The 13,629-nt window shown below is 69.3% G+C and carries 11 protein-coding genes and 1 pseudogene; 11 read left to right on the top strand and 1 reads right to left on the bottom strand.

Annotated elements, in window-relative coordinates; all coding sequences use genetic code 11:
- The first annotated feature begins 19 nt into the window (after positions 1-19).
- The 3 genes from ACTB72_RS03275 (at position 20) to ACTB72_RS03265 (ending at position 4,213) form a co-directional block, all read left to right on the top strand.
- Positions 20-565, top strand: coding sequence for a TRAP transporter small permease subunit (locus tag ACTB72_RS03275; RefSeq protein ID WP_463035552.1), 546 nt, complete (start codon positions 20-22; stop codon positions 563-565).
- On the top strand, positions 562-1,881 hold the full coding sequence (locus tag ACTB72_RS03270) for a TRAP transporter large permease (protein ID WP_463035551.1): 1,320 nt from the start codon (positions 562-564) through the stop codon (positions 1,879-1,881). Before ACTB72_RS03275 ends, ACTB72_RS03270 begins: the two co-directional genes overlap by 4 nt.
- Positions 1,882-2,029: 148 nt before the next feature.
- On the top strand, positions 2,030-4,213 hold the full coding sequence (locus ACTB72_RS03265) for a bifunctional lysylphosphatidylglycerol flippase/synthetase MprF (RefSeq protein WP_463035550.1): 2,184 nt from the start codon (positions 2,030-2,032) through the stop codon (positions 4,211-4,213).
- 477 nt (positions 4,214-4,690) lie between these two features.
- On the opposite strand, the pseudogene ACTB72_RS03260 reads toward ACTB72_RS03265, so the two are convergent.
- Positions 4,691-4,945 (bottom strand): annotated as a pseudogene (locus ACTB72_RS03260) (TetR/AcrR family transcriptional regulator); the annotation flags it as partial.
- A 191-nt stretch (positions 4,946-5,136) separates the two neighbouring features.
- Between ACTB72_RS03260 and ACTB72_RS03255 the strand changes: the two are divergent.
- From ACTB72_RS03255 to ACTB72_RS03220, 8 genes are all read left to right on the top strand, one after another.
- On the top strand, positions 5,137-5,778 hold the full coding sequence (locus ACTB72_RS03255; protein WP_463035549.1) for a TetR family transcriptional regulator: 642 nt from the start codon (positions 5,137-5,139) through the stop codon (positions 5,776-5,778).
- 100 nt (positions 5,779-5,878) lie between these two features.
- The gene (locus tag ACTB72_RS03250) at positions 5,879-7,021 is read left to right on the top strand and encodes an acyl-CoA dehydrogenase family protein (protein WP_463035548.1); all 1,143 of its coding nucleotides are present in this window, start codon (positions 5,879-5,881) and stop codon (positions 7,019-7,021) included.
- 134 nt (positions 7,022-7,155) lie between these two features.
- Complete coding sequence (locus ACTB72_RS03245; RefSeq protein ID WP_463035547.1) at positions 7,156-8,727, top strand: long-chain-fatty-acid--CoA ligase; 1,572 nt, start codon at positions 7,156-7,158, stop codon at positions 8,725-8,727.
- A gap of 142 nt (positions 8,728-8,869) precedes the next feature.
- The gene (locus tag ACTB72_RS03240; RefSeq protein WP_463035546.1) at positions 8,870-9,769 is read left to right on the top strand and encodes a crotonase/enoyl-CoA hydratase family protein; all 900 of its coding nucleotides are present in this window, start codon (positions 8,870-8,872) and stop codon (positions 9,767-9,769) included.
- A 36-nt stretch (positions 9,770-9,805) separates the two neighbouring features.
- Complete coding sequence (locus ACTB72_RS03235; protein ID WP_463035545.1) at positions 9,806-10,582, top strand: enoyl-CoA hydratase-related protein; 777 nt, start codon at positions 9,806-9,808, stop codon at positions 10,580-10,582.
- A 62-nt stretch (positions 10,583-10,644) separates the two neighbouring features.
- A complete protein-coding gene (locus tag ACTB72_RS03230) occupies positions 10,645-11,817 on the top strand; it encodes an acetyl-CoA C-acetyltransferase (protein WP_463035544.1) in 1,173 nt (390 codons plus the stop codon).
- Positions 11,817-12,596, top strand: coding sequence for an SDR family NAD(P)-dependent oxidoreductase (locus ACTB72_RS03225; RefSeq protein WP_463035543.1), 780 nt, complete (start codon positions 11,817-11,819; stop codon positions 12,594-12,596). The genes ACTB72_RS03230 and ACTB72_RS03225 overlap by 1 nt, the downstream gene beginning before the upstream one ends.
- Positions 12,597-12,705: 109 nt before the next feature.
- On the top strand, positions 12,706-13,629 hold a 924-nt coding region (locus ACTB72_RS03220; RefSeq protein ID WP_463035542.1), incomplete at its 3' end, for an NAD(P)H-dependent flavin oxidoreductase.

The following is a 13,629-nucleotide window of genomic DNA, read 5'->3' as shown; positions in this document are numbered from 1 at the left end:
CCGCGCGGAGGCCGAGGGCATGAAGGTCATCGCGCAATTGATCGACCTCGTCTCGACCATCTTCATGGTGTTGGCGGTGATCGCGCTGACGCTGATGATGGGTCATGTGACCGTCGACGTGATCGGCAAATACGTCTTCAACGCGCCGATCCCGGTGACGCTGGAGATGGTGTCCAACTATTACATGGTCGCCGTGGTGTTCCTGCCGCTGGCGGCGGTGGAGAAGGTCAACGGCCATATCCATGTCGAGCTGATCTATTCGGCGCTGCCGCGGGTCGGCCGCCGGGTTCTCGACGTGACCGCCCATGCGCTGGCGCTGAGCTTCTTCGCCATGCTGATGGCCTTTTCCTGGGAATCGGCCGTGCGCAAGTTCAACGTCGGCGAGTTCATCATGGGCACCTATCCCGTGGTGATCTGGCCGGGCCGTTTCCTGGTGCCGCTGGGCTGCGGGCTGATCGCCGCGCTGCTCGTGCTGCGCTTCGTGCGCGCGGTCATCCGTCTCGTCCGCGCCGATCTTGACGACACCGACGCCGAGAACGCGGCGCTATCGGGAGCCGGACATTGAGCGATCTCGATCCCGAAACGCTGGGCCTGATCGGCATCGGCGTCCTTCTGACCATGATCTTCCTGCGCGTGCCGATCGGCGTGGCGCTGGGCATGGTCTCCGTCGGGGGCATCTATCTGATCCTCGGCCCGCGCGCCGCTGTCGGCATGCTGGCCGAGGTGCCCTACGACTTCACCGCCCACTGGACCCTCAGCTCGATCCCCATGTTCCTGCTGATGGGCTATTTCTGCTACCATGCGGGTCTGACCGAGGGGTTGTTCCGCGTGGCGCGGCTCTGGCTCAGCTGGCTGCCGGGCGGGCTTTCCATCGCCTCGATCCAGGGCTCGGCGCTGTTCGCCGCGGTCACCGGCTCGTCGCTCGCCTGCACCGCCGCCATGGGCCGCATCGCGGTGCCCGAGATGCTGAAGGCGGGCTACGACAAGGGGCTCGCCACCGGCACGGTCGCCGCGGCGGGGACCATCGGCTCGATGATCCCGCCATCGATCATCCTGATCATCTACGGCATCTTCGTCGAACAGCCGATCTCCCAGCTGTTCGCCGGGGCCTTCCTGCCGGGCGTGCTGACCGCGCTCATGTATTCGGTGATGGTGTTCGTGCGCTGCTGGCGCACGCCGTCGCTGGCCCCGCGGGTCGACGAGCATCCGACGACGTCGGAGAAGTTGGGCGCGCTGGCCGACACCTGGCCGGTGATGCTGCTGGTGGCGGGCGTGTTCGGGGGGCTGTTCTCGGGCGTGTTCACACCGACCGAGGCCGGCTCCGTCGGGGCCTTCCTCGCCTTCCTGATCGCGATCATGAAGCGCACCATGTCGCCCAAGGTGTTCATGCTGGCGGTGAACGAGACCCTGCGCTCCACCGCCTCGATCTTCGTGATCGCCATCGGCGCGCAGCTGCTCACCCGCTTCTTCGCGCTGTCGGGGGTGACGGACATCCTGGCCGACTTCATCTCCGGTTCGGGCTATTCGCAGCTGCAGACCATTCTGCTGATCGCGGTGGCGCTGCTGATCCTGGGCATGCTGCTCGATCCCATCGGGATCATGCTGCTGACCATCCCGATCCTGCTGCCGGTGCTGGAGAGCCAGTCGATCAACCTGATCTGGTTCGGCATCCTGATGGCCAAGTTCCTGGAGGTGGGCTTCATCACCCCGCCGGTGGGGCTCAACGTGTTCGTGGTGAAGGGCATCGTCGGGGATCAGGTGCCCACGCACGAGATCTTCAAGGGTATCGGCTGGTTCGTGGTGATGGATGCGATCACCATCACCTTGCTGATCGCCTTCCCGTCGATCACGCTGTGGCTGCCCTCCCTGATCGCTTACTGAGGCGTCGCCCTTCGGGGCGGCCCCTTCTTGGAAAAACGTTTTGCGCCGGGCGCGGGATTTCCTCCCGCGCCCGGCGTTCGCGTTAATCCGATGAAAATTCCGAGCCCTCATGGTCGCCGGCGGAGCGAGCAAAGGGGAACGGGTTTCCATGATCAACACCACGAGGATCGACGCGGGCGGCGTGCCGTCCGCCCGGGGCCGGCGCGCGCGCCGCATCGCGCTGCGCGTCGCGGCGCCGGTCGGCATCGCGGCGCTCGCGCTCTGGGCGATGCGCGGCCGGCTGGCGGAGATCGAGGGCGAGGCGATGGCCGCGGCCCTTTCCGCCGCGCCCGCCGCCGCCATCGCCGCGGCGCTGATCCTGACCGCGATCTCGCATGGGTTCATCGCCGGCTACGACGTCTCCGCCGCCGGACGGCTCGGGCTGCGCCTGTCGGCGCGCCGGCTGCTCACCGGCGGCTTCGCCGCCGGCGCCGTCAGCCAGACGCTGGGCTTCGGCATGGCGACCGGGTCGCTGGCCCGCTGGCGCGCCTATGGCGGGGCCGGGGTCGGCCCGGCGCAGGCGGCGGCGATGACCGGCATGGCCTCGCTCGGCTTCTTCGCCGGGGTGGCAGGCTTCTTCTCGCTGATCACGCTGGCCGATCCGTCCGCGGCCATGCACCTGACCGGCGCCGCGGCGGCGGAGGTCCGCGCCGCCGCCGCGCTGGCGCTCGTCGGTCTCGTCGCCGGCTGCGCGACGCTCGGCCGCCGCCGGACCCGGGTGGCGGGGCTGGCGCTGCGCGGCCCGGACCTGCGCTGGCTCGTCCGCTCCGTGGCGCTCTGCGCCGGGGATCTGATCGCCGCCGGTCTCGCGCTCTGGGTGCTGATGCCCGCCGCCTGGGCGCCGGCCCCGATGGAGCTGATCGCCGTCTTCGCCGCCGCGCTCGGGCTCGGCCTGCTCACCGGCGCGCCGGGCGGGGCGGGGGTTTTCGAGGCGGCGCTGATCGTCGCCTTCCCGACCCTGCCGGTGGCCGAACTCGCCGCCTCCATCCTCCTGTTCCGGGTGATCTACCACGGGCCGACCCTGGTCGCGGCCCTGGTCCTCTTGCGCCGCGCGCCGCGCCCCGATGCGCCCGATACCCTCTCGGCGGCCGAGATCCGCGACCGCGTGCAGTGGATCCTCGACGAGGGCGGCCGGGCGGAAGGGGAGCTCGCCTGGCTGGGCGACAAGCGCTTCGTGCTGTCCGATTGCGGCCGGGCTTTCGTGATGTATGCAGCCCTTGGTCGCCGCTGGGTGGCGCTGGGCGACCCGCAGGGGCCTGCGGCCGCCTGGGGCCCGCTGCTCGACAAGTTCGAGGGCGAGGCCCGCGCCGCTGGCGCCCGCATCGCCATCTACAAGGCCGACGACGCCGCCCTGCCGTTCTGGACCGCGCGTGGCTGGAAGGTGCAGAAGCTGGGCGAGGAAGGCGCGCTCGACCTCGGCGCCTTCACCCTCGACACGCCCGAGCGTCGCGAGCTGCGCCGCAAGCTGACGAAATTGCGCAAGGTCGGGGTGGTCATCGCCCGCCGCGCGCCCGGCGAGGCCGATCCGGCGGAACTGGCGGAGGTGTCCGAGGCCTGGACCGAGGGCGGCGTCAAGCGGGAGCGGAGCTTCTCCATGGGTCACTGGGACTGGGATTTCGCCCGCCGCCATGACGTGGTGGAGGCGCGGATCGACGGTCGCCTGGTCGGCTTCGTCACCGCCTGGACCTCCGGCGACGGGACGGAGCGGATGCTGGACCTGATGCGTCTGCGCCCCGACGCGCCGGACGGGACCATGCACGCGCTGATCGTCGAAGCGGCGCTGGCCGCGCAGGACGCGGGCGCCGCGCGCTTCAACCTCTGCATGGCGCCGCTCTCGGGGCTGGACGCGGACCCGGCCGCCACGCGCCTGTCGAGGATCGGCGCCCGGATTTTCGGCCGCGAGGGCGATCCCCAGGGCCTGCGCGGCCTGCGCCGCTTCAAGGAGACGTTCCGTCCCGACTGGACGCCGCGCCATCTGGTCTGCCGCTCGACGCTGGAGATGCCGGCGGCGTTGCTCGCCATCCACCGGCTGGTGGAGGGCGCGGCGCGCGATCCCGGCGCCGCCCGCCTGCCGATCTTCGCGCTGGCCCCAACGCTTGCACGGGGCGCGCGCCTGCCGCGCGGCGTGATCCGCTTGCGTCGCCGCGAGGGGGCCGAGACCGCGGTCGCGCCGCGGCCCGAAAGCGCCGGCCGGATCCTCGACTTCGCGCTGCGTCGTCGCCGGATCGCCGCGGCCCGCGCCCTCGCCGAACTCGAGGCGGCCGAAGCCCCGATCCGCGCCAAGGCCAGCTGACCCCGTCGCCGCCCGCCCACAGTCGCGGGCGGGCGGCCGCGGCGGCGCCTGGGGCGGGGACTTCAGATCCTCGATCATCGCGGCGATCCCGGCGGATACGGTGTCGAGCACCAGCGCCTCGTCGCAATCGCGCAGCAGCCAGTCGCGCATCGGCCCGAAGGCATTGGCGAAGATGATGAAATTCGCCACGATCTCGGGCCGCTTGTCATCCTCCGCCGCCCCGGATTCGGCGCGCAGCTGGGCGGCGAGGGCGCGGATCAGCCCTTCTTCGCGCAGCCGCAGGGTCTCGCGATCCTCCCGCCCCAGATGCGGGACCGAACGATAGGCGAGCAGGGTGGCGAGCCGCCGCGTGGTCCACGAATGGCGCAGGATCCGCGCCACAGCGGCCTTGACCGAGCCGCGCGCCGGATCGGCCAGCACGCTGATCATCCCGCCGCTCTGCGGCCGGAACCACAGCCGGTTCATCACCCGGCGCAGGATGTCGTGCTTGTTGGCGACATAGTCGTAGAGGCTGGCCTGGTTCACCCCGGACCGCGCGCAGATATCCCGGATGGTGGTGGAGGCGTAGCCTTTTTCGATGAAGAGCTCGAGCGCCGCATCCAGCAGCTGATCGCGGCGCAGCTCCACCCGGGCGGGATCGCGGATGGCGTTGATCTCGGCCTCGGCCAGGACCGTCGGGCGCGCCGTCTCGGGCGCCGGGGCGGCCGGGAGCCGGTTCGGTCCGTCGTCCATGCGCGCCCCTCGTTTCCGTTTCGGAAAGCTGGCGTTCACGCGTAGACGCCGCCCGCGTCGATGGCAAGGCGGGGCGAGGCGGCGACCGGCGAATCCCCCCCTGGCCGGCGGAGGAGGCTGAGCGGGTGACAAGGGCTCGTCGCGCACTTAAGGTCTGCGCACGATCTGGCAGGGGCGGTTTTAACTTGGTGATGAGCAGCGACGCGGCGACGGAGCAGGGACCGGGCCTCCGCCTGTCCACCCGGGACAGTCTGCTGGCCGCGGCCAGTTCGCTGATGCGCAGCCGCGACACGCTGAGCGTGTCGATTTCCGATATCGCCGCCGAAGCCGGCGTCAACTCGGCGCTGGTCAAATACTATTTCGGCAACAAGAACGGCCTGCTTCTGGCGTTGCTGGAGCGGGACTTGTCGCTGTCCATCACCCAGCTTCGCGATCTGGTGGCGATGGACCTGCGGCCAGCCGCCAAGATGCGCTATCATCTCTCGGGCCTGATCCGGATCTACTTCCGGTTTCCCTATCTTCAGCGCCTGCTCGTCTCGATCATGCGCGACGAAAGCGAGGAGGTCGGCCGCAAGATCGCCGAGACCTACCTGCGCCCCATCGCAGAGGCCTATGAGACCATGATCTCCGAGGGCGTGGCGCTGGGCGAATTTCGCCCGACCGATGCGCGTTTCTTCTACTTCATGGCGATCGGCGCCTGCGACCAGATCTTTTCGGCCCGGTTCGTGCTGAAATACGTGCACGGCATCGACGAACTCGATGACGATCTGCGCCGCGTCTATGTCGAGCAGACCGTGGGCCTGATCATGGACGGGCTCCAGGTCCGCCGCTGATCCGCGCCGCCTTCCCCTGCGCCTCCCGCTTGTCCGGCTGAACTTAATCGCGTAATTAATGCGGGAGAGCGGCCACAAGCGCCGCCGCCAGGGAGGTCCCATGCTCGACGCCGCCGATCGCGCCGCCTACGGCGCAGACCACGCACAGTTCCGCGATACCGTCCGTCGCGTCTTCGACCGCCACCTGATCCCCCACCTCGACCGCTACGAGGCCGAGGGCGTGGTGGATCGCGCCTGCTGGCTGGCCGCCGGCGAGGGCGGGCTGCTGTGCCCGACCGTGCCCGAGGCCTATGGCGGGCTCGGCCTCGACTACCGCTACAACGCCGTGGTGGCCGAGGAGCTGGCCTATGCCGGGTCCTCCGCCGGCTTCACCCTGCAATCCGACATCATCGCGGGCTATTTCGAGGCCTACGGGTCCGAGGAGCAGAAGAACAAATACCTGCCGGGCATGATCTCGGGCGAGCTCATCGGCGCCATCGCGATGACCGAGCCGGGCGCGGGTTCCGACCTTCAGGGCGTGCGCACCTCGGCGATCCGGGACGGCAACCACTACGTGGTCAACGGCTCCAAGACCTACATCACCAACGGCCAGAACGCCGATTTCGTGATCGTCGTCGCCAAGACCGACCCCAGCCTCGGCGCCAAGGGCATCTCCCTGATCCTGGTCGAGGCGGACCGCGACGGGTTCTCGCGCGGGCGCAACCTCGACAAGATCGGCCAGCATTCGGCCGACACGTCCGAGCTCTTCTTCTCCGACGTGCGGGTGCCGATCACCAATTGCCTCGGCGAAGAGGGCAAGGGCTTCAAGCAGCTGATGGACCAGCTGCCGCAGGAGCGTCTGTCGATCTGCGCCTCGGCCATGGGCGGCGCGCAGCGGGCCTTCGACGAGGCGGTGACCTTCGTCAAGGGCCGCGAGGCGTTCGGCAAGACCATCATGGACTTCCAGAACACCCGCTTCGCGCTCGCCTCGATGAAGGCCAAGCTGCAGGCGGGCTGGGCGCATCTCGACTGGGCGCTGAACCGGCATTGCGACGGCAAGCTGACCGCCTACGAGGCCTCCGCCGCCAAGCTCTGGTTCACCGAGATGCAGTGGGAGGTGGTCGACGCCTCGCTGCAGCTGCATGGCGGGGCCGGCTACATGAACGAATATCCCATCGCCCGCCTCTGGCGCGACGCGCGGGTGCAGCGGATCTACGGCGGCACGTCGGAAATCATGAAAGAGCTGGTGTCGCGCAGCATCTGAGCGAGGGTCGCCGCCGCCGGACGCAAGACAGCGCCCGGCGGCGGCCCCAGGCTCCGCGACGGTCCGGGCGGCGCCTGCCGCCGGTTTGCAGGGGGAAGCGGCGGAAAAAGCCTTGCGCCCCGGGGAGGATGACGATGATCGATCCGAAGGCGATGACCACGCTGGGGCTGCTCTCGCGCGCCAACGCCGCCCGACGCCCCGATGCGCGCTGCCATACGTTCGAGGGGCGCAGCACCAGCTTCGCCCAGTTCGACCGGCTGGCGGACCGGGTGGCGAACGGGCTGGAGGCGGAAGGCGCGAAGCTCGTCGCCTATCTCGGCAAGAACTCCGACCTGGCCTACGAGCTTCTGGTGGGAACCGCGCGGGCGGGGGGCATCTTCGGCCCGATCAACTGGCGGCTTGCGCCCGAGGAGGTGGCCGGGGTCATCAACATCTTCGGCCCGGACCTGCTCTGCGTCGGCCCCGAGTTCCATGCGGCCGTCGAGGCGATCCGTCACCTGCTGCCCGCGACGCTGAAGATCATCGCGATGGAGGGCGGTCACCCCGAATGGCCCGCCTACGAGCCCTGGCGCGATGCGCAGCCCATCGGCTACCCGGACGACAAGGCCGGGCCCGACGATCCCTGCCTGCTGCTGTTCACCTCGGGCACCACCGGGCTGCCCAAGGGCGTGATGCTGTCGGGCGGCAACCTGCTGCGCCAGCGCGCGGCGATGGCCCCGCACGCCATGCCCTACGACACCTGGTCCGACGACGACGTGAACCTGGTGGCGATGCCCTTCGCCCATATCGGCGGCCTCGGCCTCTGGGTGATCAGCTTCGCCAATTGCTGCGGCGCGATCATCACCCGCGAATTCGACCCGATCGAGGCGATGGACCTGATCCACAACGAGGGGGTCTCCCGCCTCTTCGCCGTTCCCGCCGCGCTGCAGTTCATCGTGCGTCACCCCAAGGCGAAGGAGACGGATTTTTCGGGCATCCGCTCGATCTCCTATGGCGCGGCCCCGATGCCGCTGCCGCTGCTGCGCGAATGCCTCGAGGTGATCGGCGGCAAGCTCACCCAGGTCTACGGGATGACCGAGACCACCGGCTCGGTCTGCCTGCTGCCGCCCTCGGACCACGACCCCAAGGGCTCGCCGCGGATGAACTCGGCCGGGAAGGCGATGCCGGGGCAGGAGATCAAGATCCTCGGCGAGGATGGCGCGGAACTGCGGCTGGGCGAGATCGGCGAGATCGCCACCCGCGGCTCGCAAGGCATGATCGGCTACTGGAAGAACCCGGAGGCGACCGCCAAGACCAAGACCGCCGACGGTTGGGTGAAGTCGGGCGATGCCGGCTACATGGACGCGGATGGCTACGTCTACATCCACGACCGCATCAAGGACATGATCATCTCCGGCGGCGAGAACGTCTACCCGGCCGAGGTCGAGAGCGTGCTTTACGCCCACCCGTCCGTCTCCGAGGCCGCGGTGATCGGCGTGCCGGACGAGAAATGGGGCGAGGCGGTGAAGGCCGTGATCACGCTGAAAGAGGGCGCGACGCTCGACGAAGCTGGGGTGATCGCCCATTGCCGCGCCCATCTCGCCGCCTTCAAATGCCCCAAGACCGTCGAGGTGATCGCGGCGATGCCCCGCAACGCGTCGGGAAAGCTGCTCAAGCGAGACCTGCGCGCGCCCTATTGGGAAGGCCGCGGGCGGCAGGTGAACTGACCCGCCCCGCCACGGTTAACATACGTGAGCCTTACATTCCCCGATTGTCGGACACAAAGCCCGTGATATGACGGGAGGCCCACCCTGCGCCCGATCCTCGACGACCGGCGCGCCAATCAGACGACCTGGAGGAGACCGCCCGATGATCGAGCGCACCGACTACACCCATATCTTCACCGAGCTCGAGGACGGGGTGCTGACCCTGACCATGAACCGGCCCGACAAGCTGAACGCCTACACCCGCCAGATGCAGGCGGATTTCATCAAGGCGCTGGATGCGGCCGACGCCGATGACGACGTGCGCGCCATCATCGTCACCGGCTCGGGCCGCGGGTTCTGCGCCGGCGCGGATCTCACCCGGGAGGAGGGCGGCAAGCCCTTCACCTCCGGCGACTACATGAAGGAGGGCGCGGACGGGCGCACCGACTATTCCGACCCGCGCCTGCGCGACGGCGGCGGGCGGCTGACGCTGCGCATCTTCGAATGCCTCAAGCCGGTGATCTCGGCCTGCAACGGCCCGGCGGTGGGCGTGGGCGCGACCATGCAGCTCGCGATGGACGTGCGGCTCGCCTCCACCAAGGCCCGCTACGGCTTCGTCTTCCCCCGTCGCGGCATCGTGCCCGAGGCGTGCTCGTCCTGGTTCCTCCCCCGCCTCGTCGGCATCCAGCAGGCGCTGGAATGGGTGATGACCGGCCGGGTCTTCGACGCCGAGGAGGCGCTGCGCGGACGCCTCGTCCGCTCGATCCACGAACCCGACGACCTGCTGCCGGCCGCCAGGGCGCTGGCGCGCGAGATCGCCGACAACACCGCCCCCGTCGCCGTGGCGCTGGGCCGGCAGATGATGTGGAAGATGCTGGGCGCCGATCACCCGATCGAGGCCCACAAGATCGACAGCCGCGGCATCGCCTCGCGCGGGCAGTCGGAGGATGTGGCGGAGGGCGTCGCCTCCTTCCTCGCCAAGCGCCCGGCGGTCTTCCCCGACAAGGTCTCGGCCGATATGCCCGACTACTTCCCGTGGTGGGAGCGGCGCGAATACCGCTGAGCCGATCCCCCCGACACCCATGATGGAGACCCATTCATGAGCAATCCCAAGATCCTGGTCGAGCGCGACGGCGACGTGATGATCGTCCGCCTCAACGATCCCGCAACCCTCAACTCCGTCACCACCGACATGGGCGACGCGATGCGCGAGGCGCTGGAGGAGGCGTCGAAGTCCTGCCGCGCGGTGATGCTGGCGGGCGGGGAGCGCGGCTTCTGCTCGGGCGCTAACCTTTCGGGCGGGCGCGATTTCGACGACCCCAACATCGACGTCGGGGCCTCGCTGGAAGGCCACTACAACCCGCTGATGATGACGATCCGCAACCTGCCGATCCCGCTGGTCTCCGCCGTGCGCGGGCCGGCAGCCGGGGTGGGCGCGTCGCTGGCGCTGTGCGCCGACCTGATCGTCGCGGGCAAGTCGGCCTATTTCCTCGAGGCTTTCGCCCGTATCGGCCTCGTCCCCGACGGCGGCGCCACCTGGCTCCTGACCCACGCCATCGGCCGGGTCCGCGCCATGGAGATGATGCTGCTGGCCGAGAAGCTGCCGGCGGAAAAGGCCCTGGAATGGGGCCTGATCAACCGGGTCGTGGAGGACGACAAGGTCGAGGAGGAGGCGATGGCGCTGGCCCAGCGGCTCGCCAAAGGCCCGTCCTCGCTCGGTCTGATCCGCCGCGCCGGCTGGATCGCCGCCGAGGCCGCCTTCGACGACGCGCTCGCCACCGAGCGTGATTTCCAGCGCCAGGCCGGGCGCTCCCCCGACTTCAAGGAGGGCGTGACCGCCTTCCGCGAAAAGCGCCCCGCCAAGTTCGGCGGCTGAACCCGACCCGCCAACCCGGCGGCGAGAACGCCGCCGGGACGCCACACAAGGGAGGACACCCCATGCCCGAAGCCTACATCTGCGCCGCCGTGCGCACCGCCGGAGGCCGCCGCGGCGGCAAAGTCGCCGGCTGGCACCCCGTCGACCTCGCCGCCGCCTCGCTCAACGCCATCCTCGACCGCTCGGGCGTCGACCCGAACGCCATCGAAGACGTGATCATGGGCTGCGTCGGCCAGACCAAGGAGCAGGGGCTGCATATCGGCCGCAACGCCGTGCTCGCCTCGAACCTGCCCCAGCATGTGCCGGCGGTCAGCATCGACCGCCAGTGCGGCTCCTCCCAGCAGGCGATCCAGTTCGCGGCCCAGGCGGTGATGTCGGGCACGCAGGACGTGGTGATCGCGGCGGGCGTCGAGTCGATGACCCGCGTGCCGATGGGCTCCACCGGCTCGTTCACGCCCGAATTCCAGCCGAATTCCGCGAAGTCCCCGGGGCTCGACAGGAAATATCCCGACATCGCCTTCACCCAGTTCGCCGGCGCGGAGATGATCGCGCAGAAGCACGGCTTCAGCCGTGAGATGCTCGACGAATATTCGCTGCGCTCGCACCGCCGCGCCGCCGCCGCCGCCGATGCCGGGGCGTTTGATCTGGAGATCGTGCCCATCGAGGTCTCCGACGGCAATGGCGGCACGATGCTCCACACCCGCGACGAGGGCATCCGCGCCGAGGCCTCCATGGAAGGTCTGGCCGGGCTGAAGGTCCTGCAGGAGGGCGGCGTGATCACCGCCGGCAACGCCTCCCAGATCTGCGACGGATCCTCCGCCGTGCTGGTCGCCTCCGAGGCGGCGGTGAAGAAATACGGGCTCACCCCGATCGCGCGCATCCACCACATGTCGGTGACCGGCGGCGATCCGGTGATCATGCTCGAAGAGCCGCTTTTCGCCACCGAAAAGGCGCTGAAGCGGGCCGGCATGTCGATCAACGACATCGACCTCTATGAGGTGAACGAGGCCTTCGCCCCTGTGCCGATGGCCTGGCTGAAGCATCTCGGCGCCGATCCCGAGAAGATCAACGTCAACGGCGGCGCCATCGCGCTCGGCCATCCGCTCGGCGCGTCGGGCACCAAGCTGATGGCGACGCTGATCCACGCGCTGAAGGCGCGGGGCAAGAAATACGGGCTGCAGACCATGTGCGAAGGCGGCGGGCTCGCCAACGTCACCATCATCGAGGCGCTGTGATGGAGATCAAGGGACTGAGCGCGGTCGTCACCGGCGGGGCCTCGGGCCTCGGCGCCGCGACGGCGCGGATGCTGGCGGCGCGGGGCGCGAAGGTCGCGATCTTCGACCTCAACGCCGAGGCGGGCGAGAAGCTGGCGAAGGAAATCGGCGGGACCTTCTGCGAGGTCAACGTCACCTCCGACGACAGCGTCGAGCAGGGCTTCGCCCATGCCCGCTCCGCCCAGGGGCAGGAGCGGATCCTGGTCAACTGCGCCGGCATCGGCACCGCGGCGAAGACCGTGGGCCGGGATCGCAAGACCGGGGCGATCAAGCGGTTCTCCATGGAGGACTACATGCGCACCATCCAGGTGAACCAGGTCGGCACTTTCCGCTGCATCGTCGCCTCGGCCGCGGGGATGCTGGAAGTCGAGAAGCTCGATTGCGGCGACCGCGGGGCGATGGTGATGACCGCGTCGGTGGCGGCCGAGGACGGGCAGATGGGCCAGGTCGCCTATTCCGCCTCCAAGGGCGCCATCGTGGCGATGACCCTGCCCATCGCGCGTGATTTCGCGGCCGAGGGGATCCGGATCAACACCATCCTGCCGGGCATCTTCAACACGCCCCTGCTGCAGGGCGCGCCGGACAACGTGAAGGCGGCCCTTTCCGCCGCCGTGCCGCATCCGGCCCGCCTGGGCGACCCGTCGGAATACGCAGCCCTCGCCTGCGTGATGCTGGAGACCGGCTATTTCAACGGCGAGGACGTGCGCCTCGACGGCGCGATCCGCATGGCTCCGCGCTGAGCGGCGCCACGGCCTGAACGACCTTGCGGGCCGGCGGGGGGAACCCCCTCCGGCCCGTTTCCATGAAAGGCCCGGGCGAACGGGCCGACCCCGCAGGAGGAGACCCGCGATGAAAACCCGTTTCACCGAGCTGATGGGCGTCGAGCATCCCATCGCCCAGGGCGGCATGCAGTGGGTCGGCACCGCCGATCTGGTGGCGCCGGTGGCCAATGCCGGCGCGCTCGGCTTCATCACCGCGCTCACGCAACCGACGCCCGAGGCGCTGCTGAAGGAGATCAAGCGCTGCCGGGAGATGACCGACAAGCCCTTCGGCGTGAACCTGACCATCCTGCCGACGCTGACGCCCCCGCCCTATGCCGAATATCGCGATGCCATCGTCGCGGGCGGGGTGAAGATCGTGGAGACGGCGGGCTACAAGCCCGAAGAGCATGTGACCGAGCTGAAGAAGCACGGCGTCATCGTGATCCACAAATGCACCGCCGTCCGGCATGCGCTGTCGGCGGAGCGGATGGGGGTGGATGCGATTTCCATCGACGGGTTCGAATGCGCCGGGCATCCGGGCGAGGATGATGTGCCCAACATGATCCTGATCCCGGCTTGCGTGGACAAGGTGAAGATCCCGGTCATCGCCTCGGGCGGGTTTGGCGACGGGCGCGGACTGGTCGCGGCGCTGGCGATGGGGGCCGAGGGCATCAACATGGGCACCCGCTTCATGTGCACCCAGGAGGCGCCGATCCACATGAACTTCAAGCAGGCGATGGTGGAGGGCGACGAGCGGTCCACCGACCTGATCTTCCGGAACTACCGCAACACCAGCCGGGTGCGGAAGAACGCGATTTCCCAGCAGGTGCTGGCGCTGGAGCGGGCCGGAAAGCCGTTCGAGGAGGTGGCGCATCTGGTGAAGGGCGCGCGGGGCCGCGAAGCCTACCAGAGCGGCGACGTCGATGCGGGGATCTGGACGGCCGGCACCATCCAGGCGTTGATCCACGACGTGCCGACGGTGGCCGAGCTGGTGGCGCGGGTGATGGCGGAG

The sequence above is a fragment of the Albimonas sp. genome (assembly GCF_055129145.1).
Note: the sequence above shows the minus strand (reverse complement) of the source record. Positions and strands in the feature narration are given on the sequence as shown.

Excerpts from the sequence above, each read along its gene's own strand:
- ACTB72_RS03275 (WP_463035552.1), top strand. The coding sequence starts at position 20 with ATGAAGGTCATCGCGCAATTGATCGACCTCGTCTCGACCATCTTCATG.
- ACTB72_RS03265 (WP_463035550.1), top strand. The coding sequence starts at position 2,030 with ATGATCAACACCACGAGGATCGACGCGGGCGGCGTGCCGTCCGCCCGG.
- ACTB72_RS03255 (WP_463035549.1), top strand. The coding sequence starts at position 5,137 with ATGAGCAGCGACGCGGCGACGGAGCAGGGACCGGGCCTCCGCCTGTCC.
- ACTB72_RS03250 (WP_463035548.1), top strand. The coding sequence starts at position 5,879 with ATGCTCGACGCCGCCGATCGCGCCGCCTACGGCGCAGACCACGCACAG.
- ACTB72_RS03245 (WP_463035547.1), top strand. The coding sequence starts at position 7,156 with ATGATCGATCCGAAGGCGATGACCACGCTGGGGCTGCTCTCGCGCGCC.
- ACTB72_RS03240 (WP_463035546.1), top strand. The coding sequence starts at position 8,870 with ATGATCGAGCGCACCGACTACACCCATATCTTCACCGAGCTCGAGGAC.
- ACTB72_RS03235 (WP_463035545.1), top strand. The coding sequence starts at position 9,806 with ATGAGCAATCCCAAGATCCTGGTCGAGCGCGACGGCGACGTGATGATC.
- ACTB72_RS03230 (WP_463035544.1), top strand. The coding sequence starts at position 10,645 with ATGCCCGAAGCCTACATCTGCGCCGCCGTGCGCACCGCCGGAGGCCGC.
- ACTB72_RS03225 (WP_463035543.1), top strand. The coding sequence starts at position 11,817 with ATGGAGATCAAGGGACTGAGCGCGGTCGTCACCGGCGGGGCCTCGGGC.